Annotated in this window: 20 protein-coding genes and 4 pseudogenes; 19 read left to right on the top strand and 5 right to left on the bottom strand. The window is 60.1% G+C overall.

The genetic code is table 11. The features are described 5' to 3' along the window. Position 1: 1 nt before the first annotated feature. Both FKV68_RS21725 and FKV68_RS21730 read left to right on the top strand, forming a co-directional pair. A complete protein-coding gene (locus FKV68_RS21725) occupies positions 2 to 394 on the top strand; it encodes a response regulator transcription factor (protein WP_209647419.1) in 393 nt (130 codons plus the stop codon). Positions 395 to 1,215: 821 nt separating this feature from the next. Next, entirely contained in the window at positions 1,216 to 2,547 is a 1,332-nt protein-coding gene (locus FKV68_RS21730) for an MFS transporter (protein WP_245182050.1), read from the top strand. A 1,032-nt stretch (positions 2,548 to 3,579) separates the two neighbouring features. On the opposite strand, the pseudogene mctP reads toward FKV68_RS21730, so the two are convergent. From mctP to FKV68_RS21745, 4 genes and pseudogenes are all read right to left on the bottom strand, one after another. Continuing rightward, a pseudogene (gene mctP / locus FKV68_RS21735) lies at positions 3,580 to 5,007 on the bottom strand (monocarboxylate uptake permease MctP); the annotation flags it as partial. Further along, on the bottom strand, positions 4,997 to 5,194 hold the full coding sequence (locus tag FKV68_RS21740) for a DUF3311 domain-containing protein (RefSeq protein ID WP_180941694.1): 198 nt from the start codon (positions 5,192 to 5,194) through the stop codon (positions 4,997 to 4,999). The pseudogene mctP and the gene FKV68_RS21740, both read right to left, overlap by 11 nt. 43 nt (positions 5,195 to 5,237) lie before the next feature. Next, positions 5,238 to 5,348, bottom strand: a pseudogene (locus tag FKV68_RS33270) (DNA starvation/stationary phase protection protein); the annotation flags it as partial. Then, complete coding sequence (locus tag FKV68_RS21745) at positions 5,309 to 5,797, bottom strand: hypothetical protein (protein ID WP_180941695.1); 489 nt, start codon at positions 5,795 to 5,797, stop codon at positions 5,309 to 5,311. The gene FKV68_RS21745 and the pseudogene FKV68_RS33270, both read right to left, overlap by 40 nt. Before the next feature lie 744 nt (positions 5,798 to 6,541). Between FKV68_RS21745 and FKV68_RS21750 the strand changes: the two genes are divergently transcribed. From FKV68_RS21750 to FKV68_RS21835, 17 genes and pseudogenes are all read left to right on the top strand, one after another. Continuing rightward, positions 6,542 to 7,423: a LysR family transcriptional regulator gene (locus FKV68_RS21750; RefSeq protein WP_180941696.1), complete on the top strand. Its 882-nt coding sequence runs from the start codon at positions 6,542 to 6,544 to the stop codon at positions 7,421 to 7,423. A 284-nt stretch (positions 7,424 to 7,707) separates the two neighbouring features. Further along, entirely contained in the window at positions 7,708 to 8,217 is a 510-nt protein-coding gene (locus FKV68_RS21755; RefSeq protein ID WP_180941697.1) for an OsmC family protein, read from the top strand. Between the two features lie 205 nt (positions 8,218 to 8,422). Continuing rightward, a complete protein-coding gene (locus FKV68_RS21760) occupies positions 8,423 to 9,343 on the top strand; it encodes a LysR family transcriptional regulator (protein ID WP_180941698.1) in 921 nt (306 codons plus the stop codon). A gap of 146 nt (positions 9,344 to 9,489) precedes the next feature. Continuing rightward, the gene (locus FKV68_RS21765; RefSeq protein WP_180941699.1) at positions 9,490 to 10,152 is read left to right on the top strand and encodes a peroxiredoxin-like family protein; all 663 of its coding nucleotides are present in this window, start codon (positions 9,490 to 9,492) and stop codon (positions 10,150 to 10,152) included. A gap of 188 nt (positions 10,153 to 10,340) precedes the next feature. Further along, a complete protein-coding gene (locus FKV68_RS21770; RefSeq protein ID WP_180941645.1) occupies positions 10,341 to 11,279 on the top strand; it encodes a LysR family transcriptional regulator in 939 nt (312 codons plus the stop codon). Between the two features lie 57 nt (positions 11,280 to 11,336). After that, a complete protein-coding gene (locus FKV68_RS21775) occupies positions 11,337 to 12,014 on the top strand; it encodes a peroxiredoxin-like family protein (protein WP_246452648.1) in 678 nt (225 codons plus the stop codon). A gap of 15 nt (positions 12,015 to 12,029) precedes the next feature. After that, on the top strand, positions 12,030 to 13,307 hold the full coding sequence (locus FKV68_RS21780; protein WP_180941701.1) for a thiolase family protein: 1,278 nt from the start codon (positions 12,030 to 12,032) through the stop codon (positions 13,305 to 13,307). Positions 13,308 to 13,537: 230 nt separating this feature from the next. Beyond that, positions 13,538 to 13,996 (top strand): RidA family protein, encoded by a 459-nt coding sequence (locus tag FKV68_RS21785; protein WP_180941702.1) that lies wholly within the window; start codon positions 13,538 to 13,540, stop codon positions 13,994 to 13,996. Between the two features lie 620 nt (positions 13,997 to 14,616). Further along, positions 14,617 to 15,252, top strand: a complete 636-nt coding sequence (locus tag FKV68_RS21790) for a nitroreductase family protein (protein WP_425347654.1) — start codon at positions 14,617 to 14,619, stop codon at positions 15,250 to 15,252. A gap of 33 nt (positions 15,253 to 15,285) precedes the next feature. Then, positions 15,286 to 15,832 (top strand): annotated as a pseudogene (locus tag FKV68_RS21795) (carboxymuconolactone decarboxylase family protein). Between the two features lie 151 nt (positions 15,833 to 15,983). Further along, a pseudogene (locus FKV68_RS21800) lies at positions 15,984 to 16,677 on the top strand (glutathione S-transferase N-terminal domain-containing protein). 347 nt (positions 16,678 to 17,024) lie between these two features. Further along, a complete protein-coding gene (gene msrB / locus FKV68_RS21805; protein ID WP_180941704.1) occupies positions 17,025 to 17,471 on the top strand; it encodes a peptide-methionine (R)-S-oxide reductase MsrB in 447 nt (148 codons plus the stop codon). A gap of 2 nt (positions 17,472 to 17,473) precedes the next feature. Continuing rightward, the gene (gene msrA / locus FKV68_RS21810) at positions 17,474 to 17,986 is read left to right on the top strand and encodes a peptide-methionine (S)-S-oxide reductase MsrA (RefSeq protein WP_180941705.1); all 513 of its coding nucleotides are present in this window, start codon (positions 17,474 to 17,476) and stop codon (positions 17,984 to 17,986) included. A gap of 30 nt (positions 17,987 to 18,016) precedes the next feature. Then, positions 18,017 to 18,496: a peroxiredoxin family protein gene (locus FKV68_RS21815; protein WP_180941706.1), complete on the top strand. Its 480-nt coding sequence runs from the start codon at positions 18,017 to 18,019 to the stop codon at positions 18,494 to 18,496. Between the two features lie 148 nt (positions 18,497 to 18,644). Next, the gene (gene egtB, locus FKV68_RS21820; protein WP_180941958.1) at positions 18,645 to 19,922 is read left to right on the top strand and encodes an ergothioneine biosynthesis protein EgtB; all 1,278 of its coding nucleotides are present in this window, start codon (positions 18,645 to 18,647) and stop codon (positions 19,920 to 19,922) included. 47 nt (positions 19,923 to 19,969) lie between these two features. Further along, positions 19,970 to 20,194, top strand: a complete 225-nt coding sequence (locus FKV68_RS21825; RefSeq protein ID WP_180941707.1) for a DUF2171 domain-containing protein — start codon at positions 19,970 to 19,972, stop codon at positions 20,192 to 20,194. A 288-nt stretch (positions 20,195 to 20,482) separates the two neighbouring features. Further along, positions 20,483 to 20,764: a DUF427 domain-containing protein gene (locus FKV68_RS21835; protein ID WP_180941709.1), complete on the top strand. Its 282-nt coding sequence runs from the start codon at positions 20,483 to 20,485 to the stop codon at positions 20,762 to 20,764. 17 nt (positions 20,765 to 20,781) lie between these two features. Here the strand turns inward: FKV68_RS21835 and FKV68_RS21840 are convergent, their stop codons facing one another. Then, positions 20,782 to 21,756, bottom strand: coding sequence for a helix-turn-helix transcriptional regulator (locus FKV68_RS21840; RefSeq protein WP_180941651.1), 975 nt, complete (start codon positions 21,754 to 21,756; stop codon positions 20,782 to 20,784). Between the last annotated feature and the right edge of the window lie 257 nt (positions 21,757 to 22,013).

Consider the following 22,013-nt stretch of genomic DNA (forward strand, 5'->3'; position numbering starts at 1 on the left):
ATTGGACGAGAATACCGTTATCGCCATCGTAGAGGATGATGAACTCGTCCGCGCCTCGCTGGCGGGTCTCCTACGGTCCTTCGGCATCAGGGCAGAGGCATTCTCGTCCGCGGGCGATCTTCTCGCTACCGATCCCGATCGCTTCGATTGCGTCGTATCGGACCTTCAGATGCCCGGTATGACGGGGCTCGACCTCAGGCGAGTTCTGAGCAACCGCGACAAAGCCGTTCCCGTGATCATCGTCACCGCGTACCCAGAGCGCGTCTCTGACGTTTCCCGGTCCGACGACGGGTTGCACTTGCTCGAAAAGCCCGTGGACAGCGGGCAGTTGATCGCTTGCATCGAAACCGTCCTTGGGCGAGGGATCGAGCACCAGACGTCCGACGGCCGATAACATCAGAAGGTGGCATCCAGCGAGGACCGCCCGGAGACGGAGATTTGAAGAGGACGTGCTGTAAACCGGTATCAAGACTGGCTCTATATTTCACGATCTGTGAAGCCACCAATGCACATGGATTCAACTGGAGCATCTGCCGCAGTGGGCGTTCAACATTTCCGGCGTCGTTCTGAATATCGCTCATCATCACCGTAGGTCCGGCGCGATCAACTTGGCGCTTTCCCGCAATTTCACGAGAGCCTTGAAGCGCATTTTGTCCTTGGCGAAGACTTGGAAGATCCAGCCGTCATCGACGGTCATCCGGATGCTGCAGGCGTCGATTTCACTTCGTTGAACGCCCCCTTGCCGATGGAAGCGGTGACACAGCCTTAAGAAGGCAGAACGCCTCGGCCGCAGACATGGGGTTCCCGGCACGCCGGCCCGGCTGGTTGCCTGGGAACTCATATCGGGGATATTTCCATGTGCTGACTTCGAACGCCTTGGCGAACGAATCCTGCTTGCTGGCCTGCGGAGCCTCTTGCAATAGAAATGAATGCAACGTCCTCGCCATCGTCGCTGACGAAAACGAAGAAGGCACCCCATTCCGCTCACAGGAGCCCTGCGACACAGGCCCGGAATTACGCTGAAGCTCAATCCTGGCAACACCTGACCACTCGGAGCAAAGAGCGTGCTATACGGAGGATATAATGGCGCAACCGTTTGTAGAGCCTTGCAGTCGTGGCGTTATCGAAGCCGAGCCATGTCCACGGGAACTCGGGCGGGATATACCGCCTCGCCGCCGCGAGATAGTGCTTGCAGCATGCGTGTTGGCGTCCTCGATGGCGTTCATCGATGGGTCCGCGCTCTCGGTGGCACTTCCGAGCTTGCGCGCCGATTTGGGTGCCGATCTCGTCTCGGTGCAGTGGGTCCTCAATGGGTATGTTCTTGCACTCGCGTCTCTTACGTTGATCGGCGGCGCGCTCGCCGACGTCTACGGAAAGGCACGCATGCTGTCGGTCGGTTGCCTGGTGTTCGGCATGGCATCGGCAGCCTGCGCGTTGGCTCCGTCAGCAGCTTGGCTAATTGCCGCCCGGGTCGTGCAGGGAACTGCCGCCGCGCTTCTTACGCCGGCGAGCCTCGCCCTTATCGGCGCAACGTACCCGCGGGACGAACGAAACCGAGCGATTGGGGTATGGGCGGCAGCGTCGGCGCTGACCACCGCCGGGGGGCCGATATTAGGCGGATGGCTGACCGAGACCTTTGGCTGGCCGGCCGTGTTCTGGATAAACCCGCCTCTGGCATTCGTCGCGGTGGGACTGTTGTTGGTCTCCGCGCCCGAGGATCGGCGCGAACCGCGTCGGTTCGATGTAATCGGCGCGATCATCCTCGCGACGGCGCTAGGTTTGGTCGCTTATGCACTTAGTCAGATCGGTCCAAGCAAGTCGCAAGGCGCCACCGGCGATCCATCTCTGTCGACCCTGCCGATCGCAGCCGTAGCCGGCCTCGGCATCGTTGGGCTCGCCCTTTATGCGCGCTGGGAGTGCAGGAGTGAACATCCGATGACCCCGCCGCGTCTCGTGAAAAACCGCGCCTTCTTTGGCCTGAATGTCGCGACTCTTCTTATCTACGCCGGGCTCTCGATCATGTTCTTCCTGCTGCCCTTTGATCTCATAGACCGTCGCGGGCTGCCCTCGACCGAGGCCGGGCTTGCGTTCCTTCCCTTCACACTCGGCGTTGGTATTCTCTCCAGGGCGTTCGGCGGCTTGGCAGACAAGATTGGCGCCCGGTCTATGCTCATGGTGGGGTCGGCAGGTGCGGCTCTGGCCTATGTCTGGATGACGCTTGGCAAGGAGGCTTCGCTGGCCATCGGTATAGTCGGTCCGATGGCGCTCGTGGGCTTGTCCTTTGCCGTGCTTGTGGCGCCGCTCACCGCCTCCGTCATGTCGAGTGTTGAGGATGCCGACGAGGGGCTCGCTTCAGGAATCAACAATGCGGCGAGCCGGATTGCGCAACTCGCAGGTGTTGCGACCGCCGCAGGCATCGCTTCGTTTGCGTCCGGCTACGAAATCGGCCTTATGGCCGCAGCGGCTGTTTCGCTTGCCGGCACCGTCGCGGTCGCCACCATGGTACCGGAGACGGCAAAGGAAGCGAGCGATCTGCAAAAGACTTAGACTGGGAGATCCAGCATAATGTGTCCTATCAAGCTAAACGCCAAAAAGGTGTTAGGCACTACCCATGCCTTTGTTATCAGCGAGACGATAGCGTTCCTGACGCAGGCGGTGTCAGTAAAGGATGGCGCGATGCACGGGCGCCGTCTGAGACCTAAACAACGCGCGACGGATGATGGGATCAACCGGCGCGGAAAAGGCGAGAAAAAGGGCAAGGTGGGTGGCAGGGCGCTTATCAGGCTAAGCATCACCCCGGTTATATGCACTTATCCTTGGTCCACTGATCGCTTGACGTCATCAACCCTAAAGGATCGGCTATGCCCGGGGGACATCTCTATGCCAATGTCCGGCAGCTGCCGATCAGCACCCTCGCCATGCGCCCCAAGACGAGCCCGAATGACGAAAACCTCCTCAGCCGCGCTGACGGGGTTTTCGCGGCTCGAACCGTGTAGATACTCGGCGTTAGGCGTGTGCGTCGTTCTTTCGATCTGAACACCCACGGTATCGTCCTTGCCGCAGGTGGCGAGGTGGTGGCCCTGAATAGGACGAGGCGAAGATCATCAGGGCGGTCACAAGGCCAACCGGGACGCCCGCGAGAACCTTCTTCAGGCGGGGGGAGGACAAAGAACGCGTCGCGGGTATGGTTCGCCGCGATCGCCACGGCCATGATGAGCGCATGTCCGATCAGGTCGATGCCGTCCGAACGGATAGACCGCCGCGTTGAAGATCACGAACAGGGCGACGGCGGACAGGTGGCGTACGAGACGCGCCCAAAGGAGACAGAAACCCATCATGAACTCGGCAACACCCTCCATCGGTATGAACACGTCAAGCGGCATGCCAAAGGTCAGGAACGGCTTTGTCCTCCGCGAGAACACGAGCATGGCGATCAGGAGCTACCCCACGAAATCAGTTCCGACGGGTCTTGAGATCGAGGGCGAGGTTGACTCCTCCGACTGCGAAAATGGCGACAAAGAAAGCCGCCACTACGGCCCGGACGAAGTCATCAAGGCGAGACCAGAGTGGTCCGTGATCTGCCACGATGATGTTCGCAAGCAGCGCTAGCAGTCCGATATAGACCGTGAGGGGTTCGCCTCCGAGGCTGATCGCCTGGAGCGGCTTCAAGCCGTTGATCCAGACTAGGTAGGTCCCACCGAAGAAGCCGACGGCCCATCCGGCCAGTAGCGCCGGCGCCCTGAACCAGTTCGTGTAGAGGCCGAACACAAGAGCCGGGAGAGTCTGCAGGATCCAGATTCCGCCGAGAAGCTGCAGGTCGAGCGCGAACCGTGTCGGAAGGAACAGGATCACGAGAAGCGCGCCGACCTTCACGGCAAGCGAGGTCACCTTGGCAACCTTCGCCTCACCAGCATCGCTGACGTCCGGTTTGATATAGGCCTTCCAAAAATTGCGCGTGAACAGGTTTGCAGCGCCAATGCTCATCACTGCGGCCGGAACGAGCGCGCCGATCGCCACGGCGGCAAAGGCAAATCCGGCAAACCAGCTCGGGAAAAGCGTCTGAAACAGCGCTGGAACGACGTCGTTCGCGCTGGAGACCTGAAGATGCGCCGCATGTCCCATATAGCCAAGAAGCGCGAGAAGGCCGAGTAACAGCGTGTAGGCCGGGAGAAAGACCGCGTTTTTTTGGATCGTGTTCGCTCCGCTGGAGGCGAAGACCCCGGTCAGCGTGTGCGGGTACATGAAGGCCGCAAGCGCTGAGCCAAGTGCCAGCGTCGCATAGGCGACGTACTGGCTGCCGTCGAGCAACACACTCCCGGAGCCCTTGGCCCGGAAGGCCTCGTCCGCGGCGGCGAAAACCGCGGCGTAGCCGCCAAGCTTGGACGGGATCAGCGCGACGGCGGCAATGACCGCGATATAGATCATGATGTCCTTGACGAAGGCAATAAGCGCCGGCGCCCTCAGGCCGGAGGAATAGGTGTAGACAGCCAGAATCAGGAATGCGACGGCAAGCGGCACTTCCCCTTTTAGGCCAAGGGCCTTGAATACCGCCGTCATGCCAACGAGTTGGAGCGCGATGTAGGGCATCGTCGCGATGACGCCGGTAATGGCGACAGCCAGCTCGAGCGCGCGCGATCCATATTGTCCGTGCACGACGTCGCCAGCTGTCACATAGCCGTGGGCTTTGGCCCGCTTCCAAAGCGGCGGCATCACCATGAAGACGAATGGATAGACGATGATGGTATAGGGCAGAGCGAAGAAGCCGTAGGCACCGACGGCGTAGACCAGCGCAGGAACGGCGATCACCGTATAGGCGGTATAGAAATCACCGCCGACAAGAAACCAAGTGACCCAGGTCCCGAAGGTTCTCCCTCCCAGGCCCCATTCATCGATATGAGCAAGCGTCTTGGGCCTGCGCCAATAGGCAGCGACGAAACCCATCACCGTCACGAGTGCGAAGAAGAAACTAAAGACGGCAAGCGCCGTGCCATTGAACTCAGTCGTCATGGCGGACGCTCCGGTAAGCAATCGAAGTGAGGAGCGCAGTCACCGGAACCCAGGCGAACTGGTACCAGTAAAAGAAGGGAAAGCCGAGCAGGACCGGGTCGTGGAAATTGTAGAAAGGCACCCAGAGGAGCCCGATAAAGGGTGTGACGAGCAGCCAGAGCGCCGCTGTTGAGAATCTTTTGTCCATTGCCGATTTCCTTGGGATCCGACTGAAAAGTTAAGTGAAGATTTCAGCAAGCGCTCTGGGTCGCCTCGAACCGGAACCATGTGCGGCGTTCCGCCTCGTCGATCCAGTTTTCGATCAGGCTGGCCGCGGCGACATCGCCACGCTCGTTGCAGACTCTGCTCCATGCCGCATTCGGTCGACGATCAGTTGCCGTCCCTCGACCTCCGTCTGGTATTCCAAGAGCCGCAGCCCAGAATTGATCTCAGCAAGAAGGTTTGAGATGTCGTGCAGAGCCGCTTTCACGGCCTCGTCTATAATGACGGTGCCTTGATCTTGCGTCAGCGGAGTAGAGCGCGACGCGCTGGTCAGCGGTAAGTCGTGGCACAGCACGCCGGCAATTTCACCATCTCTGCCGATCACAGGGATCTCGAACCTCCTAACGACCAGGGCGGCGTCGCTCTCAAGCGGTGATAGATACCGTACGGCGGCGTGAAAAATCCGACCCGGCTCCACCAATACACCCGCAGTGTTCGCAAGAACTGCAGCCGCATCCGGGAACAAGTTAAATTCGTTTATCCCACCGCCGAGAGGCGTGGCGACTTCGATTACGTCGTTGCTTTGCATATCGACCTCCTGGTTTCCCAATCTGGCATCGTGGTCCGCGGGTCACTCGCGGCACCCAAAGTTTCGGTACGAGCATGCTTTGGAGAGTGGCCTTGCAACGGCAGAGAGGGAAATCACCTCTCGCCATAGTGTCGATAGACGATCGTTATCGCCGTTCGCCGCTTGGTCGCGATGCCGTAGCGAGGAAATGCCACGAGCCGCATCGCACCTCGAAACCGACGTTCTTATTCTGCGGAGAAGTCTAAGCCGCGTTCGAACGCTGTAACGGCAATCAATGCCGTCGCGGCCTGCGTGACTGGTGTCGCGAAGGTCGGGGCCGTGAGCCCCCTTGGTTGGTGTACGGGAACGACGAAAGGCACGCAGGCACTATGGTCACTCATGATTAACATGAATAACTCAAACGCATTTTCACGATCTAGCGCCTCTTCGACGAATTGGTCATTTTTTCGCGCCAACGCACTCGAAGGTCATTCAGGAGATGATCGGCCTCTGCGGAGTTTCGCTTGAAGCAACCGTTGCCCGTTGCTTTGACACCGATCGGAGCACTCACTGGCTCAACGACGACGGTGATCGCCAAGAAAGAGACAGCGGACGCGGCCAGCTCCGCGCCCGGAACGGCGGCCATTTTTTGACTCTCGAATAATGAGAGGCAAAGTCTCGAATCTCGCGTATTATCTTTGAAGGCGAGAGGTGGCATTTTGGCTCGGGAACCCCGGACAGGAAATAGGACGAAAACAGGAAGCGATGAACGACCGACTTACAGCGTTGAAACTGTTTGTCCGCGCAGGTCGCTTGGGCAGCTTTTCGAGCGCCGGGCGTGAACTCGGTCTCTCTCAACCCTCGGCCTCACGCCTTATTGCCGCATTGGAAGCCGACGTCGGCGCGACGCTCTTCAGCCGGACAACCCGCGCGGTCGCGCTGACGGAGGCTGGAGCAACCTATCTGACGCGGGTGGAGGCGATCTTGGCGGCGCTCGACGAGGCCGATCACGAGGCCCGCGGCACTGGAGAGCTGCGAGGGGTGCTTCGCGTCGGCACCTCGTCGTGCTTCGTACTCCGGGAGATCATTCCCAGGCTGCCGAAATTCTTGTCAGCGCACCCCGCGCTTCGGGTCGAATTGCTGTCGAACGACCGGTATCAGGATCTGGTAACCGAGAGCATCGACGTCGCTTTCCGGTTCGGAAGCCTGCCTGACTCAAGCGCCATCGCAAGGAAGGTGATCGACGGTCCGCGCATTCTTGCAGCCACCCCCTTCTACCTCGAAGAGCACGGCACGCCGATGATGCCGTCGGATCTTGCGCATCACGCCGTAATCGTCGGCCCTGCCCATCGCTCACCGACGCTCTCGTTCCGAAAGGACGGGCGTGTTGCGTCCGTCCGTGTGGAAAGTCAGTTGTCAGTGACAATCAATGAAGGCGCAATCGCCGGGGCGAAGGCCGGGCTGGGTATCGCCGCCTTGAGCCTGAATAGTGTGAGGGCTGAGTTGGAAAGCGGGGCCCTCGTTCGCATTCTGTCCGACTGGGACTTCGGCTCGATGGAAGTCAATGCCGTGTTCGTGAGCGGAAAGACGATCAAGCCCGCCGCGCGCGCGTTCACGGATTTCCTCGTCGGGGAGCTTCGGCGCTGACTTCACGGAAGCATTCCTGGCGGTTATGGATATGATAGCTTTACTCGAATGGTCGCCGGTTTATTTACTAAACGCACCGGCTGGGGCAGATGCGGCGCTAAGATCTCCCAATTGCCCGGCTCTCCCGCATGCCTGGGCATGTATTTGCCTGTGGATCAAACCCCTTCGTCAATATCGCGGCCTATGGCGCTACTGGCAGGGTCGGACGCCTCGGTGATCAAGACCGAACGGTATGGCGGCTAGCGACGCCGCAAGAAGCGCTGAATACAATCGGAGGAAGCCCTATGACACCACAGGACAAGGCACCCGCGCTCCGCGAAGTTGTCGTCGCAAGCGACCCCACCAATCATGGCGCGCTGGTGGGTTATGTCGGCGCATCTCAGTTTCTGATCGGCGGCCCAGATGGCGTCGGCCGCATATCTCCCGGTCCCAATCCTTACGACCTTCTCAGCGCATCTCTCGCTGCATGCACCGCTCTGACCGTTCGTTTTCAGGCCCGGCTCCGGAATTTTCCGCTTGAGCGGGTCGAAGTGGGCGTCAGCTTCCACCACGGCGCCCAAGGTGAAAGGGATTCGTTCGAGCGCGCTCTCGTGCTGGAGGGAGGACTCGACGTGCAACAGCGCGCATTCTTGCTGGAGGCCGCAAACCTTTGCCCCGTTGGCGAAATTCTAGGCATTAGTGCGGACATTCACACACGCCCGGGCGCTACTACCTCCGGCCACAACACAAGCACTCAGGCCAGCTACGCGGATGATCTGGCTGAACTCCAGATCCCGTATATCGATCCGGATTGAGCTCTCTCGTGCAGTCGATCACAGTACTTGTGGTACCACGCCCTATCATACCCGCGGGGTCTCAGGTTCCGGCTACGCGGCTTCCATATCGCCGTCCCGAGACCGGGATGGATACGCCAACCGCCATTTCAGGGGGACCCGCGCCCTACCGTTCGCGCCGATAACAGGCTAATCATGCGATAGGCCTCTCGGAAAGTGAGAGAAGATGGATCGTTTGGAAGCTATGGGATATTTCATCGCCGCGGTCGAAGCCGGGAGCTTTTCCGCGGCTGGGCGCCAGTTGAACGTTCCTCTTCCCACGGTCAGCCGCAAGGTTGCTGATCTCGAGGCTCATCTCAATACCCAGCTCCTGATTCGCTCGACCCGAAAGCTGGCGCTGACAGAGGCGGGGGTCTCGTATCTGGCCGCGTGCAAACGCATTCTCGATCAGGTTGACGAAGCCGAATCCCAAGTTGCTGGAGAGCATAGCGTTCCGCGCGGCGGTCTTACAATCACGGCGCCGATCGTCTTCGGTCGGCTTTATGTCGTCCCGGTTGTGACCGCGTTCTTGGCCGAATTTCCGCAGATAAATGTCTATTTGACGCTGTCAGATCATACGCTTGACCTCGTTGATGAGCACGTCGATCTCGCCGTTCGGATGGGGATGTTGTCTGATAGTACGCTCGTTGCGACCAAGGTCGGCGAAATTCGCCGCGTCGTGTGCGGGAGTCCCGCCTATTTCTCGGCGCATGGAACGCCAAAGACGTTGGACGGTTTGGCCAAGCATATGTGTGTCACCTATACCGCGCTCGCCTCAGGGATGACCTGGATTTTCAACCCCCGAGACGGCAAGCCGAGCCGAGCAGTCCGTCCTCTGTGCCGATTGAAGATCAATACCGCCGAAGCAGCGATAGACGCCGCCATTGCGGGCGTCGGCGTTACAAACGTCCTCTCATATCAAATCGTCAAGCCAGTCTCCGAGGGGAAACTGTCCGTCATCCTCCAGGATTTTGAGCCCGAACCGACGCCGGTCCATATTGTTCACGCCCGGCAGGCGCTGTTGCCATTGAAAATGCGCCTTTTCGTCGATTTCGCCGTCTCACGTCTGCGCAAGTCCCTGGACGACGACCTCGCAAAGCTGAGATAAGGTCGCAGAGGTGGCACGACACGCGCGAGGGAACCCCGCTCATGTCATGCGCGAATATGTCAAATTTGCATTTCAGTACTACCGGCACACTGCCGCCGATCCGATGTCGATAGGAAACCTGCCGAATACGGTGAGGATAAACCACAATGCGACTCCAGGATGAGCTCGATGCGGCTAGGGATAAGTGTTATGAAACCACCCCTCCGCATATTAGTCGCGTCCGCCAGGAAGCCATTGACGACCTGGTCTCCTCCGGGGTCGCCGAAAGAGCTATTCACGCCGGAGATCACGCCCCTGGATTCCGGCTGCGCGATCCCGATGGCAAAGTGATTTCGTCCTACGACCTTTTAAACAGGGGCCCAGTCCTCATCGTCTTCTACAGGGGCGGATGGTGCCCCTTTTGCAACCTCGATTTGCGTGCGATCGAGACCGTTGCGCGGGAGCTCCGATCAACGGGTGCGTCTATTGTCGCGGTTTCTCAGCAGTCTGCGCACGAGAGCCGCGCCACGGAGCGAATGAAGGGCCTATCGTTCCCAAGCCTGGTCGACCATGGCGGGAAGGTCGCTGGTGCGTTCGGCCTGCGTTGGAAGCTATCGCGAGAGTTGCGAGCCGCCGAACGGGAATGCGGTCTCGACCTTGCCGCCGTGAATGGCGAGTCGAGCTGGACACTGACGATGCCAGCTCGGTACGTCATAAGTTCGGAAGGGATCGTCGAGTATGCCGATATCAGCGCCGACTACACCCGACGCGGCGACCCCACAGATCTCTTTCCCGTCCTTAGGCATCTGCGTGCACGCCCGGCGTATTGATCCTCGACGGTGGCCGGCTCCGGGTTCCAGAAAACGTGTCCGCCCGTCCAGGGATGCTGGACGCGGGTTTCATCGCGCCGGCAGCGGTGGCAACGTAGCTTTCGGAGACAGCGCCTCCGCGCTCCGCGTGATGCTGCATTGCCAGCGCACGGGCTCAGCAGTGTCGGAAATAGTTAGCGGTGAACACAATGGAGCTCCACCAGGTTCGGTACTTTCTGGCTGTCGCAAGCACGCTGAACTTCACGCGTGCTGCGGAGATGTGCAACGTCACGCAACCGGCCCTGACCAAGGGCGTGCAAAAGCTGGAGCAGGAACTCGGGGGCGAGCTCATCTACCGGGAACGCCAACTCACCCACCTCACGGACCTGGGGAAAGCGGTGCTGCCGATGCTTGAGCGCGCACTCGCCTCGACAGAGGCTGTCCGACGCCGCGCGCGTCAGTTTCAGCAAAAGGAGGTGGCTCCATTAACCATCGGTCTCGCCCCATCCATTTCCGCCTCGCTCGTTCTTGAGCCTATCGCCGAAATTCGCAAATTCGTCCCTGGCCTCCATGTCGAACTTCGGGAAGAGCCGCCAAGCCGCCTTGTTGAGCTCCTGCTGGAGGGCGAAATAAACGTCGCCCTGGTTGGGGATCTCGACGATACACCAGAACGGATCGACGATTGGGCGCTGTTCGCAGAGCGCTATGTCGCCGTTCTCGCCCCGTCGCATGAACTTGCAGACCGTCCAGTGATCGCAATGGAGGCGCTTCGTGAAGCCACCATTCTGGATCGCTCCTACTGCGACGTGGCTCCGAAATTTCACCGTCTCTTCTTTCCCGACGCGCCGCCGCATCATAACCATCGCAGTTGCCGGGACTTGCACCTGCAGCATTTGGCAGCCGCGGGGTTCGGAATAGTCCTCGCTCCCGAGCATATGCCCCGGTTACCCTCCCTAAAGGCGCTTCCGATCGAGGGGGATCCGGTCTGGCGGGAGGTCCGGCTTCTTGCCGTGCAGGGCCGCCGCTACTCACCGGCGCTCGACGCCTTCGTAAAGGTGGCGCGGCTGCACGACTGGTCTCTTCACACGGGATCGCCGCTCCAAACCAAGCACCACAGCCACCTCGAAGCGACCGGTGTGTCCGCATGACCCCCCGCATGTCGCCCAGTTCTTGAGATGCCCGGTGTGCAGATGAGCGTCGAATTGATGTCCGACCATTTAACCAGGAGCCTCAATCAGGTGCGTAACGAGCTGCTGGCCGGGCTCAGTGACGCGGACCGGGAGTCCTACCTCTTTCTCGTCGATTGGCTCCGCAGGACGGATGTCGCGTCGCACGCATTGCAGGTCGGCGACACGGCGCCGGATTTTCTTCTGCCCGATGCGCATGGACGACTCCATTCGTCCGAACACCTTCGCGGTGAAGGGCCGCTTGTGGTCAGCTTCTACCGGGGTGGATGGTGCCCATTCTGCAACGCAGAGCTTCGCGCTCTTCAGGCGCTCAAGGCCGAATTTGATAGCCTGAAGGCGAATCTTGTCGTGCTGTCTCCCGAGACCCGTGATCTGCCGAGGCAGCTGCAACGGCAGTTGAACCTCGACCTGACGATGCTCGCGGACGTCGACCATGGCGTGGCAATATCCTACGGCGTCCTGTTTCGTGTCCCTGACGAAACCAAGGCGCACTACGCGGGGCAAGGTTACGACTTCGCGCACCGTCATGGCTCGACCGAGTGGATGCTGCCAATCCCGGCGACTTTCGTGATCGATCAGGACGGCGTCGTCAGAGGCGCCTTCGTCGAGCCCGATTTTACCATCCGCCAGGAGCCATCCGACATCCTCGCCGAACTTCGCCAGCTTCCTGCCAGGAGCTGCCAGGATCGAGATTAAACGTCCCACCCTAGAATGAGAGCTGCCGTGCACCGATTTCCACACGCTGTCTTCGTCGCCGCCGGGCTCCGTACACCATTCGGGCGCGGAGGAGGTGCACTCGCCAGCTATGATGCTATCAGCCTGTCGGTTCCTATCGTACAGGCCATGGCCGATCGCGCCGAACCCGACCTGGTCATCTGGGGAAGCGTGATCCCCAACCTCGGCTGGAGCAACATCGCGCGCGAAGTCTGGCTCGACGCGAAGCTCAATCCCAACGTTCCCGCGTTTTCGGTCGTGCTTGCTTGTTCGACCAGTATGACAGCAGCGCTTACCGCAGCCGGCATGCTTGGCGGCGGAGTCGACCTCTCCGTGGTCGGAGGCGCAGAAGTGATGAGCCGTCCGCCAATTGCGCTGACATCCGAGGCATCGAAACGGTTGACCGACCTGTTCGGGCGAGATCCCGCCGCCGCTTTGGCCGCGCTGCGGGCACTCGAACCGCAAGACTATGTGCTTCCTGTCAAGGGATGGGCCAACCGCATCACAGGCCGCACGATGGGCGATCATATGGAAGAGACCGCGAGGGAATGGCACATCAGCCGCGAGGCGCAGGACGCATGGGCGCTCAAAAGCCACCAGCGTGCCGTTGCAGGCTGGAACAGTGGCTTCTTCGACGATCTGGTGATCAAGCTGCCCGAACTCGAGCGTGATGCCAATCCGCGCGACGATACGTCGGCCGAGAAGCTCGCCGCACTTAAGCCTGCGTTCGACAAGACGAGCGGACGGGGAACGCTGACGGCCGGGAATTCGTCACCAATAACCGATGGAGCCGCCGGCTGCTGGATCGCCAACGAGGCCGGTATCGCCCGACTGCCAGCGAATACGCCTTATCTGCGCTTGGTCGATTACGAGATAGCAGCGGTCGACCACCATACCGAAGGGCTGCTGATGGCTCCATCCTATGCGATTCCTCGCCTGCTCGCCCGCCACGGTCTGCGGTTTGACGACATAGACCTCTGGGAGATCCACGAAGCCTTCGCCGCCCAGGTGCTGGCGAACGTCGCTGCCATCGAGCGTGATGATTGGATCCTGTCCAAGACTGGCGTCGACGCGGATTTCGGCACCTTTACGTGGGATCGCGTCAACCCCAATGGCGGCTCGATTGCGATCGGCCACCCGTTCGGCGCCACAGGCGCGCGGGACTTGAGTCAGACGGTAAAGGAGCTCTGGTCACGACCCGTGGGATCACGCGCGATCGTCAGCGTCTGCGCCGATGGCGGCCAAGGGACCGTGGCCCTGCTTGAGCGGGTTTGACAACGCTGGATCCGCGACCGGCGACGGGTCCGTTTCCTCGGCGTCCTTCGAACGGGATGTCGAAATATTAGTGGCCGCCGCGATGCGGGCATGTCGCCGCAAAGCGAGCAACGACTGCCGTCCGATAACTGCATGAAACATGCCGTCCCGGACCTATCGGTTCCGCAGAACCCCGTGATCGCCAGATGGTTCGGATATTCGGGCCAGCCTATGCAATGGAGAGTAAGAATATGACAAACACGGCTGCAATGCATGGCAAGGAGGCCGCATATCACGGTGTGCCGGCTGAAGACGACTACGGCTACGCACAGGCGATCAAGATCGGAAACACGATCCATGTGTCCGGCCAGCTCAGCCACGACGACAAGGGGACCATGATCGCGCCCGCGGCGCTCGATGAATCCGGCAGGCCGGCGGACTTCTCGATGATGGCAGAGCAGATGCGGGTGACCTATGCCAACGCCGCAAAGATCCTGGCACAGTTCGGTGCCACCCTCGACCACGTGGTGGAAGAGACGCTCTATGTCCTCGATGTCGATGAGGCGTTTGCGGTCGCGGGCAAGGTGCGCAAAGAAGCCTACGCCAAGGCGCGGCCTCAGTGCGCCAGCAATCTGATCGGCGTATCGAGGCTGGCCTTTCCTGACCAGCTCATCGAAATCGTCTTCAAGGCAGTGCTTCCTCCAGATTAGACTGGCGGCAGCACGCTCGGGCCTATCCTGACCTATGCCTATCTGCGAGATCAACCTCGGCCAGTCCGGTCGCTCCCCGGCGCGAGACGTCTTGCCGGCGCTGGATCACCTGCGCGGCCTGTGCGCCGTTTAAACCGCGAACAACGAGCGGCCGAGGGACCGTGGCCCTACTTGAGCGGGCTTGACCGACCCCGCTCCAAGGAGCGGCGCGCGCCGCTCCTCTCGGCGTTCTTCGAACGGGACATCGATATTGTCGCCGCGTTTGATTTTTGAGCGCCGCGTCGATGGCATCGATTCAATAACCAAAGGTCATTGGCCCATCGAGTTTCGCCGCAATATTTTCGCTCGTGTCCAAAGGAATTCGAAAGATGACGACCTACCGCACACAGGCAGGGGGACGATGAAGTCAACCGTCGTGACGGACCAGGCGGCGGGAACGGCCGGCCGGCGCTGTCCAGATCGGTCGGCTGCGTCCAATCGGGCCCGCCGGGTGTAACCTGGGAAACTACCCAAGGCCCCTGGCATGAGATGTCGAGCGGGCTCCAGCCCCGCAGCATTTCCGGCAAAGAGCCCGAAAATACTTTTTACCTCAACCTATCCCTTCACGCATAGGAACCAACATGACCAACGGAGTTACCATGACGAACGCCGTCATCGAAACTATCCTGAGCCGCAGCGCCGCCAAGTACTACGACCCTACCGCCACCTTGAGCGATGACCAAATCCGCGAGCTGGTGCGTATCGGCACCAGCGCGCCCACATCCTTTCACTTGCAAAACTGGCGCTTCATCGCCGTACGCACGCCTGAAGCCAAAGCCCGGTTACTGCCGATCGCCTGGAACCAGCCAGCGATCAGCGATGCGGCCGTTACTTTCATCATCGTCGGCCAGCTGGCCGATGCCAGCACTATACCACAGCGCCTGGCGCCGGTCGTGGAAGCGGGCATCATGCCGGCGGCGATGGTGCCGGAGTGGGAAAACCCCGCACGCGGTCTGTATTTCGAGCAGCCGCAGCGCCAGCGCGACGAGGCGGTACGCTCGGCCACCTTCGGCGCGGCGGCGATGATCTATGTGGCTCGCTCATGGGGCTTGGGTTCGACGCCGATGATCGGTTTTGACGCAGAGGCCGTGCACAGCGAGTTCGGCCTGGCCGAGGACGAAGTGCCGGTCATGCTGTTGTCCATAGGGGCGGAGCGCGCCGGGAACTGGCCGCAGAAGCCGCGCCTGCCGGTGGCCGATGTGCTTGAACTCGTATAACAGTCAGTAAAACCAGCAGCTTACGGAGAATAAATGGCAAGAGCTGTAGCCTTGACGCCGGAACAGGTGCCGGCTGAATCGAAACCGACCCTCGATGCGTTCACCAGGAACATCGGGTTCACCCCAAATATGATGGCGACCTTCGCGCAGAGCCCGATCGCGTTCAACGCATGGGCCACCCTGCTCGGCTCCTTGAGCAAGGCGCTCGACGTGAAGACGCGTGACAGCATCGGCCTCGCCGTCTCTGAAGTGAATGGCTGCGACTACTGCCTGACGGTTCACAGCTTTACGGCCGAGCATATGGCCAAGCTGCCGGCCGATGAAATCATTCTCGCTCGGAAGGGCCATGCCAGCGACCCGAAGCGGGACGCCGCCGTCCAGTTCGCGCGCAAGGTCATCGAGACCCGAGGGCAGGGTCGGTGACGCCGATGTGAAAGCGGTCCGCGATGCCGGCTACACCGACGCGAACGTGATGGAAATCGTCGCGCTGGTGGCCATGTACTCCCTGACGAACTTTTTCAACAACGTGTTCGATCCCGAGAAGGACTTTCCGGCCGTGACCCCTGCCGGCTCGATCTGAACTCTATCCGCTGGCATCGATCATCTCCGAGAGTCCTAGGAGGTGTCATCTGATGCAGGCGTAACGCCAAAGCCCGGATGCACGCCCAGGAAAAGAGTCTTGGAAATGCGTCTGGGCTTTCGCATGAGCCGACAAGTCCAGGAGGACGAAAGTGACAGTCAATCCGATTTTTACCCGCTGGCCGGCGCAGTACCCCGATCGGCTGCAACTTTTTTCCGCCCCGACGCCCAACGGGGTGAAGGTCGGCATCATGCTCGAGGAAACCGGCCTCGCCTATGAGCCGCACCGGATCGACATCATGGCGAACGAAAGCCACGACCCGGCCTTTCTCGCCCTCAACCCCAACGGCAGGATTCCCGCAATCTACGACCCCGACGGGCCGAGCGGCACGCCACTCGCGCTATTCGAATCGGGCGCTATCCTCCTCTATCTCGCCGACAAGACGGGACAATTCATCTCGGCCGATCCGAACACCCCGCTACGAGACGATCCAGTGGGTGATGTGGCAGATGGGCGGAGTCGGGCCGATGTTCGGCCAGGTCGGCTTCTTCAAACAAATTCGCCGGCAAGGCCTATAAGGACAAGCGCCCGCGCGACCGCTACGCAACCGAATCAGCACGGCTGCTCGGTGTCCTCGACGAACGGCTGACAGGCCGCGATTGGGTGATGGGTGCTGACTACAGCATCGCCGATATTTCGCTGCTCGGCTGGGTGCGCAACCTGATCGGCTTTTACGAAGCCCGCGAGCTCGTCGGCTTTGACCGCTTTCTTCGCGTGCAGGCGTGGCTCGACCGTGGCCTCGCGCGTCCGGCGTGCAGCGCGGCCTGGAAGTGACGGCGGCCTAGAAGAAGCCCGGAAAGGGTAGGGAGGGGCAAGCGCCGCAAGGGCAGGGAAGACCCTAGGCCGCCCCGGAGCCGCGTAGCGGTTGGGCCTACTGACCGCAATTGTCCTGACACAAGGCGCATGGCCTCGTGTCTTCTTCATAACATGCTCATCAGCCGCGTTACAGCTTTGGCGTTGCCACCGTTTGAACAAGCACGTCGAGGACGAAATCACTCTGATCGAGGGCCGCAAAAACCAGTGCTTCCTGCCGTGCGCGCGGCGTCGACGGCATCGATTCCATAGCCACAGGTCATTGGACCATGGAATTTCGCGGTCCTATTTATGGCTTGCCTGCAAAGGAGTGCGGAAGATGAACACGTACAACAACGATCCCGAGGCAGTGTCGCTGCCGACGCCAGAACAGTACCGGGTCACCCAGCAAGACGGCACGGAGCGACCGTTTCAGAACGAATACTGGGACGACAAAGAACCGGGGCTCTATGTCGATGTGGTGTCGGGCGGGCCGCGATTCACGTCCGTCGATAAATTCGACCGCCTGGGTTGGTCGAGCTTCACAAGGCCCCTGGAACCGACGAACGTGGTCGAGAACGTCGACCGGTCCCACGGAATGACCCACACAGAGGTCCGCTCCAAGCACGGCGACAGTCATCTGGGGTATCTGTTTCCCGACCGGCCTCGGGACAAGGGAGGTCTGCGTTACTGCATGAACTCGGCGTCCCTCCGCTTCATTCATCGTGATCAGCTTGAGATCGAGGGTCATCGCGAATACCTCAAACTTTTCGCTCAGGGAGCTTAGCGATGGCTATAAAAACCGAACGCGCAATTCTTGCCGGGGGTTGCTTCTGGGGAATGCAGCAACTTATAAGGCGCCGTCCAGGCGTCATTTCGACCAGAGTCGGCTATTCCGGTGGCGACGTGCCGAATGCGACCTACCGAAGTCATGGCACCCACGCTGAGGCGATCGAGATCATCTTCTACCCGGAAGAGACAACCTATCGGGACCTGCTCGAGTTCTTCTTCCAGATCCACGATCCGACGACGCTCAACCGTCAGGGAAACGACCTTGGCACGAGCTACCGTTCCGCGATCTTTTACACGAGTGACGAGCAACGTCGCACGGCCGAAGAGACAATAGCCGACGTCAACGCGTCCGGCTTGTGGCCGGGGCGCGTCGTCACAGAAGTCGCGCCGGCCGGCGATTTCTGGGAAGCGGAGCCGGAGCATCAGGATTATCTTGAGCGCATCCCGAATGGCTACACCTGCCACTTCGCTCGACCGGACTGGAAACTGCCGCGGCGAAACGCGGCGTGATGTTTAACGCAGAGACTTGGCGGGCTCGACATGACTCATGGCATTCTGGGTAGCGTTGCACCAAAGCTCCTCGTTCCGCATTGGATCGATGAAGCCGGGCAGCCGCGATCTCCCTTAACACTCACAGAACTAGGTCCACGGCATCGCGTTTTGTTCTTTTATCAGCATTGGTGCCCTGGTTGCCATTCGCACGGATTCCCGACGCTGCTTGCGCTGATTGAGCGATCGACGCCTGATGATGTTGGATTCGCCGTCGTTCAGACGGTCTTCGAAGGGGTCGAGGTGAACACGCCTGAGCAGTTGATTCACGATCAGAAGAGATACGGTCTACGCATACCGTTCGGCCACGACACGGTCTCGCAAGACGGACTCTATCCGACAACGATGGTGAATTACCGCACAGGCGGTACCCCTTGGTTTGTCATCATCGACCCTGCTGGAACAGTAATCGAGAATGGCTTCTCGATCGACGCTAACAAACTCCCGACGGTTTTCGGAAAGCAGACGTAACTACGTCCAGCCGTACGTGTTGCCGACGGCTTTTGGACGGTTGGACACGGCTTTGGGATCTCCCTGACACGAGCTTGTATGAGCTACGTGTTCGACTTGGGCTTTCGGTCCTCGATAGCCAATGGAAAAACTCTTGCAAGGTCTTGCAATGAAACCTTCACAGCTCTTCCAAACGGCGCTCACGCCAGATGACCTCCACACCTTCTTTCACGAAGTGCGTCAGACCAGCGAAAGACTGGGTGAACCACTTTCCGATGCCGATGCGACAGTACAGTCCATGCCCGACGCGAGTCCGGCAAAATGGCATCTCGCACATACGACCTGGTTCTTCGAGGCAATGGTACTCAAGCCATATGTCCCGTCATACGAACCCTTTGATGAGGATTTCAACTTTCTCTTCAACTCCTATTACGAAACGCTCGGGGCGCGACAGCCACGGCCCCGACGCGGGATGATCACACGACCCGCGTTGAGTCAGATCCTGGATTATCGCAAGCATGTCGATGACGCGCTCGACTCGTTGTTGCGCACGGGCTCAGACCGCCGCATAGCAGAGCTGGTGGAGCTTGGCTGTCACCATGAGCAGCAACATCAGGAGCTCTTGCTCACCGATCTCTTGCATCTGTTCGCTCAGAACCCGCTTCATCCAGCTTATCGTGATCCTGGGCCCGTCGACGTGGAGACTGCTGATCTTCCCCCGCTCTCCTTCACCGAGTTCGACGGGGCGATCGTTGAGGTTGGGCATGGATCCGTTGGATTCGCGTATGATAGCGAAGGTCCGCGACATCGCGCCCTGGTCGAACCTTTCCGGCTCGCCAATCGACTTGTCACGAATGCCGAGTGGGCGGACTTCATCGATGACGGTGGCTATAAGAAATCGCTCCTATGGCTATCAGAGGGTTGGGCAAAAGTGCAGGCCGAAGGATGGTCCGAACCTCTCTATTGGGAGGAGCGCTTCGGACAAAACTGGACGACGACACTGAGAGGTTTCCAACCCCTCGATCCCGCCGCACCGGTCACTCACATAAGCTACTTTGAGGCAGACGCATTCGCGACATGGTCCGGAAAGCGCCTTCCAACAGAGATTGAGTGGGAAACCGCGGCTCAGGGGATCGCGATCCAGGGCAATTTCCTCGACACGCATCGTCTTCGTCCCAAGCCGGCATCACCCCACCTTGGCGGTCTTCAGCAGATGTTCGGGGATGTCTGGGAGTGGACCCGCAGCGCCTTCTCCCCATATCCGCGGTTTCGCGCGGTTGAGGGTGCCGTTGGCGAGTACAACGGCAAATTCATGTCAGGTCAATTCGTGCTGCGCGGGGGCTCCTGCGTCACCCCGCCAGGCCATATCCGCGCGAGCTATCGAAACTTCTTCCCCGGACATGCTCGATGGCAGTTTTCGGGCCTGAGGCTCGCTGAGGATGCGTGAAGGCCTGCGAACCAAGATACGTTGATCCCAATCTGAAGGGGACACCTATGAGAAAGCAACAGATCGTTCCCGACATGGAGGTGATCGGCGCCGACGGCGTACATGTAGGCAAGGTCGACGCCATTGTCGATAGCCGCATCATACCAACGACGCGAGTGGTGGGGGCAGTCAAGGGACACAATCACTTTATCGACCTCGGCCTGGTCGCTATCCGCCTTTCAGCGAACGCGCCCGTAGCCGTCGAGGAAGAGAAATCACGTAAGCCGGTTTGACCGCGCATTCACGGACCATCTGTCTGGGGCCGACCGAGGGGCTGGTACGATGGGTGAGTTCGATCCAGTGGCAATCGGGCCGCGCAACGCCGACAACGCCGAAAGGAAATGACTGTGACGTCAATCGAACAGGTGCGCACGACGTCGACAATCTTTGCCGACATCGGTGATCTGGCTGCAGTAGAACGACTGAAACCAGTGGACAGCACTACAAACCCGACGATCGTCCTCAAGGCCATAGAAAGCGAGACTTTCGGCTTGAACTCATAGCAAAAAAAGGAACGAGAAATGGCAGTCGCGACATGGAACGGGACAGTGATAGCGGAATCGGAGAATACCGTTGTCGTTGAAGGCAACCACTACGTCCCGCCGGAGTCCGTTGATAGGCGGTATCTTAGGCAGAGCCCGACGACCAGCCGATGTCCGTGGAAGGGCCTTGCGAATTACTGTTCGCTTGTCGTCGATGGCAAAGTGAATGAGGACGCAGCATGGTATTACGCCGAGCCCTCCGATGCGGCCGCGGCCATCAAAGGCTACATCGCATTCTGGAAAGGTGTGGATGTAAGGTAATGGACGGACTGCCGTCGTCACCCCACCTTAAGGGCCGCGGGCGGCTCATCACTCGGGGCGCCGTCCGCTTCGATGTCGCAGGCGACCAGGACGCGTTTCGCTTCCGACCGATAGTCTGAAGGGTCGGTCCCGTAATGCTTGCGGAAGGTTCGCGTGAAGCTGCTGCGGCTCTGATATCCGGCGTGAAGTGCAACTTGGTCGATGGACGCTGCATTGGCAGCCAGCAGACCTGCCGCATGCCGCATGCGAAGACGTCGCAGGACGGACATCGGAGATTCACCAAACGCGGCCGTGAACCTCGCCATGAACGCCGAGCGGCTCAACCCTACCGATCTGCATAGGGTTTGAACGCTGAACTCCGCCGCCGGACAGGATGCCATTTCGGCAAACGCGCGCGCTATCGGCGGGTCATTCAGAAGAGAAAGGTGCTCCACCCAAGTGTTTGCCGACGTCAGGCTGCGACGAAGCAGGGTCAGCAGCACGAGCTTGAATAGCGCCGACGCCATCGGTCCGCCACCGATCTCGCGCGCGGCAAGTTCAACCATCGCATAGCTCATGACCTGGTCGAGCTGATCATACGCATCAAAGGTTTCGACTACCGGCGAAGCGAGCGAAGCAAAGAGATCCAGTCCCGGACCGTAAACCGCATGGAAGCAACCGCAGACGAGCGACAATGCCGCTTCGCCTTCGCCGATCGCGCAGCGGTGCACCGAGCCAGGAGCAAAGGTGCTTTTCTTGATGCTGCCGGCGCCAGAACGGGAGCACCCGAACGATGAACCGGCCGCGACGATGTCGATCGACTTATTCGCCGGCGCCACGACGAGCATGTGCGGGACGAGCTCGATCGCTGCTTCGCCTTCGATGATGATCATGCCGGAACCAGTGAGACCATAAATTATGGTCGGCAGATCGCCTCTCTCGATGTGGAGGCAGGCCCGAGCGGCGACCAGGCACTCGGACAACCGGGCCGAGGCCACGTCCATTGTCCCCATCAGTTTGTCGAGATCAGCTCGCGATATTCGCCAAAGCGGTTCGCCTGCCACGTCCAGAAAGCCTCACGGTGCATCAGCTCACATCAGCTCGACGATCGGAGGCTTGAGACAGCACTGCCTGACGCGGGCGCGCCGCGTCGCGCGTCAGGTGAAAGGTCTTATGCGGTCCGGCCCGATTGGCTGTTGAGCATCAATATTTGCGCTCGCCCTCGAAGAAGGCTGGTGCACAGTCGCGCAGCTATGCGGCTCGGTGTAGT

Source organism: Sinorhizobium mexicanum (genome assembly GCF_013488225.1).
Lineage (GTDB): Bacteria > Pseudomonadota > Alphaproteobacteria > Rhizobiales > Rhizobiaceae > Sinorhizobium > Sinorhizobium mexicanum.

What these genes read in the sequence shown, in the direction of transcription:
- FKV68_RS21815 (WP_180941706.1), top strand. Translation starts at nt 18,017, where the DNA reads ATGACTCATGGCATTCTGGGTAGCGTTGCACCAAAGCTCCTCGTTCCG.
- FKV68_RS21755 (WP_180941697.1), top strand. Translation starts at nt 7,708, where the DNA reads ATGACACCACAGGACAAGGCACCCGCGCTCCGCGAAGTTGTCGTCGCA.
- FKV68_RS21745 (WP_180941695.1), bottom strand. Translation starts at nt 5,797, where the DNA reads ATGCAAAGCAACGACGTAATCGAAGTCGCCACGCCTCTCGGCGGTGGG.
- egtB (WP_180941958.1), top strand. Translation starts at nt 18,645, where the DNA reads ATGAAACCTTCACAGCTCTTCCAAACGGCGCTCACGCCAGATGACCTC.
- FKV68_RS21780 (WP_180941701.1), top strand. Translation starts at nt 12,030, where the DNA reads ATGAGAGCTGCCGTGCACCGATTTCCACACGCTGTCTTCGTCGCCGCC.
- FKV68_RS21790 (WP_425347654.1), top strand. Translation starts at nt 14,617, where the DNA reads ATGACCAACGGAGTTACCATGACGAACGCCGTCATCGAAACTATCCTG.
- msrB (WP_180941704.1), top strand. Translation starts at nt 17,025, where the DNA reads ATGAACACGTACAACAACGATCCCGAGGCAGTGTCGCTGCCGACGCCA.
- FKV68_RS21750 (WP_180941696.1), top strand. Translation starts at nt 6,542, where the DNA reads ATGAACGACCGACTTACAGCGTTGAAACTGTTTGTCCGCGCAGGTCGC.
- FKV68_RS21835 (WP_180941709.1), top strand. Translation starts at nt 20,483, where the DNA reads ATGGCAGTCGCGACATGGAACGGGACAGTGATAGCGGAATCGGAGAAT.
- msrA (WP_180941705.1), top strand. Translation starts at nt 17,474, where the DNA reads ATGGCTATAAAAACCGAACGCGCAATTCTTGCCGGGGGTTGCTTCTGG.
- FKV68_RS21785 (WP_180941702.1), top strand. Translation starts at nt 13,538, where the DNA reads ATGACAAACACGGCTGCAATGCATGGCAAGGAGGCCGCATATCACGGT.
- FKV68_RS21840 (WP_180941651.1), bottom strand. Translation starts at nt 21,756, where the DNA reads ATGGGGACAATGGACGTGGCCTCGGCCCGGTTGTCCGAGTGCCTGGTC.
- FKV68_RS21765 (WP_180941699.1), top strand. Translation starts at nt 9,490, where the DNA reads ATGCGACTCCAGGATGAGCTCGATGCGGCTAGGGATAAGTGTTATGAA.
- FKV68_RS21760 (WP_180941698.1), top strand. Translation starts at nt 8,423, where the DNA reads ATGGATCGTTTGGAAGCTATGGGATATTTCATCGCCGCGGTCGAAGCC.
- FKV68_RS21730 (WP_245182050.1), top strand. Translation starts at nt 1,216, where the DNA reads ATGGCGTTCATCGATGGGTCCGCGCTCTCGGTGGCACTTCCGAGCTTG.
- FKV68_RS21825 (WP_180941707.1), top strand. Translation starts at nt 19,970, where the DNA reads ATGAGAAAGCAACAGATCGTTCCCGACATGGAGGTGATCGGCGCCGAC.
- FKV68_RS21775 (WP_246452648.1), top strand. Translation starts at nt 11,337, where the DNA reads ATGTCCGACCATTTAACCAGGAGCCTCAATCAGGTGCGTAACGAGCTG.
- FKV68_RS21770 (WP_180941645.1), top strand. Translation starts at nt 10,341, where the DNA reads ATGGAGCTCCACCAGGTTCGGTACTTTCTGGCTGTCGCAAGCACGCTG.
- FKV68_RS21740 (WP_180941694.1), bottom strand. Translation starts at nt 5,194, where the DNA reads ATGGACAAAAGATTCTCAACAGCGGCGCTCTGGCTGCTCGTCACACCC.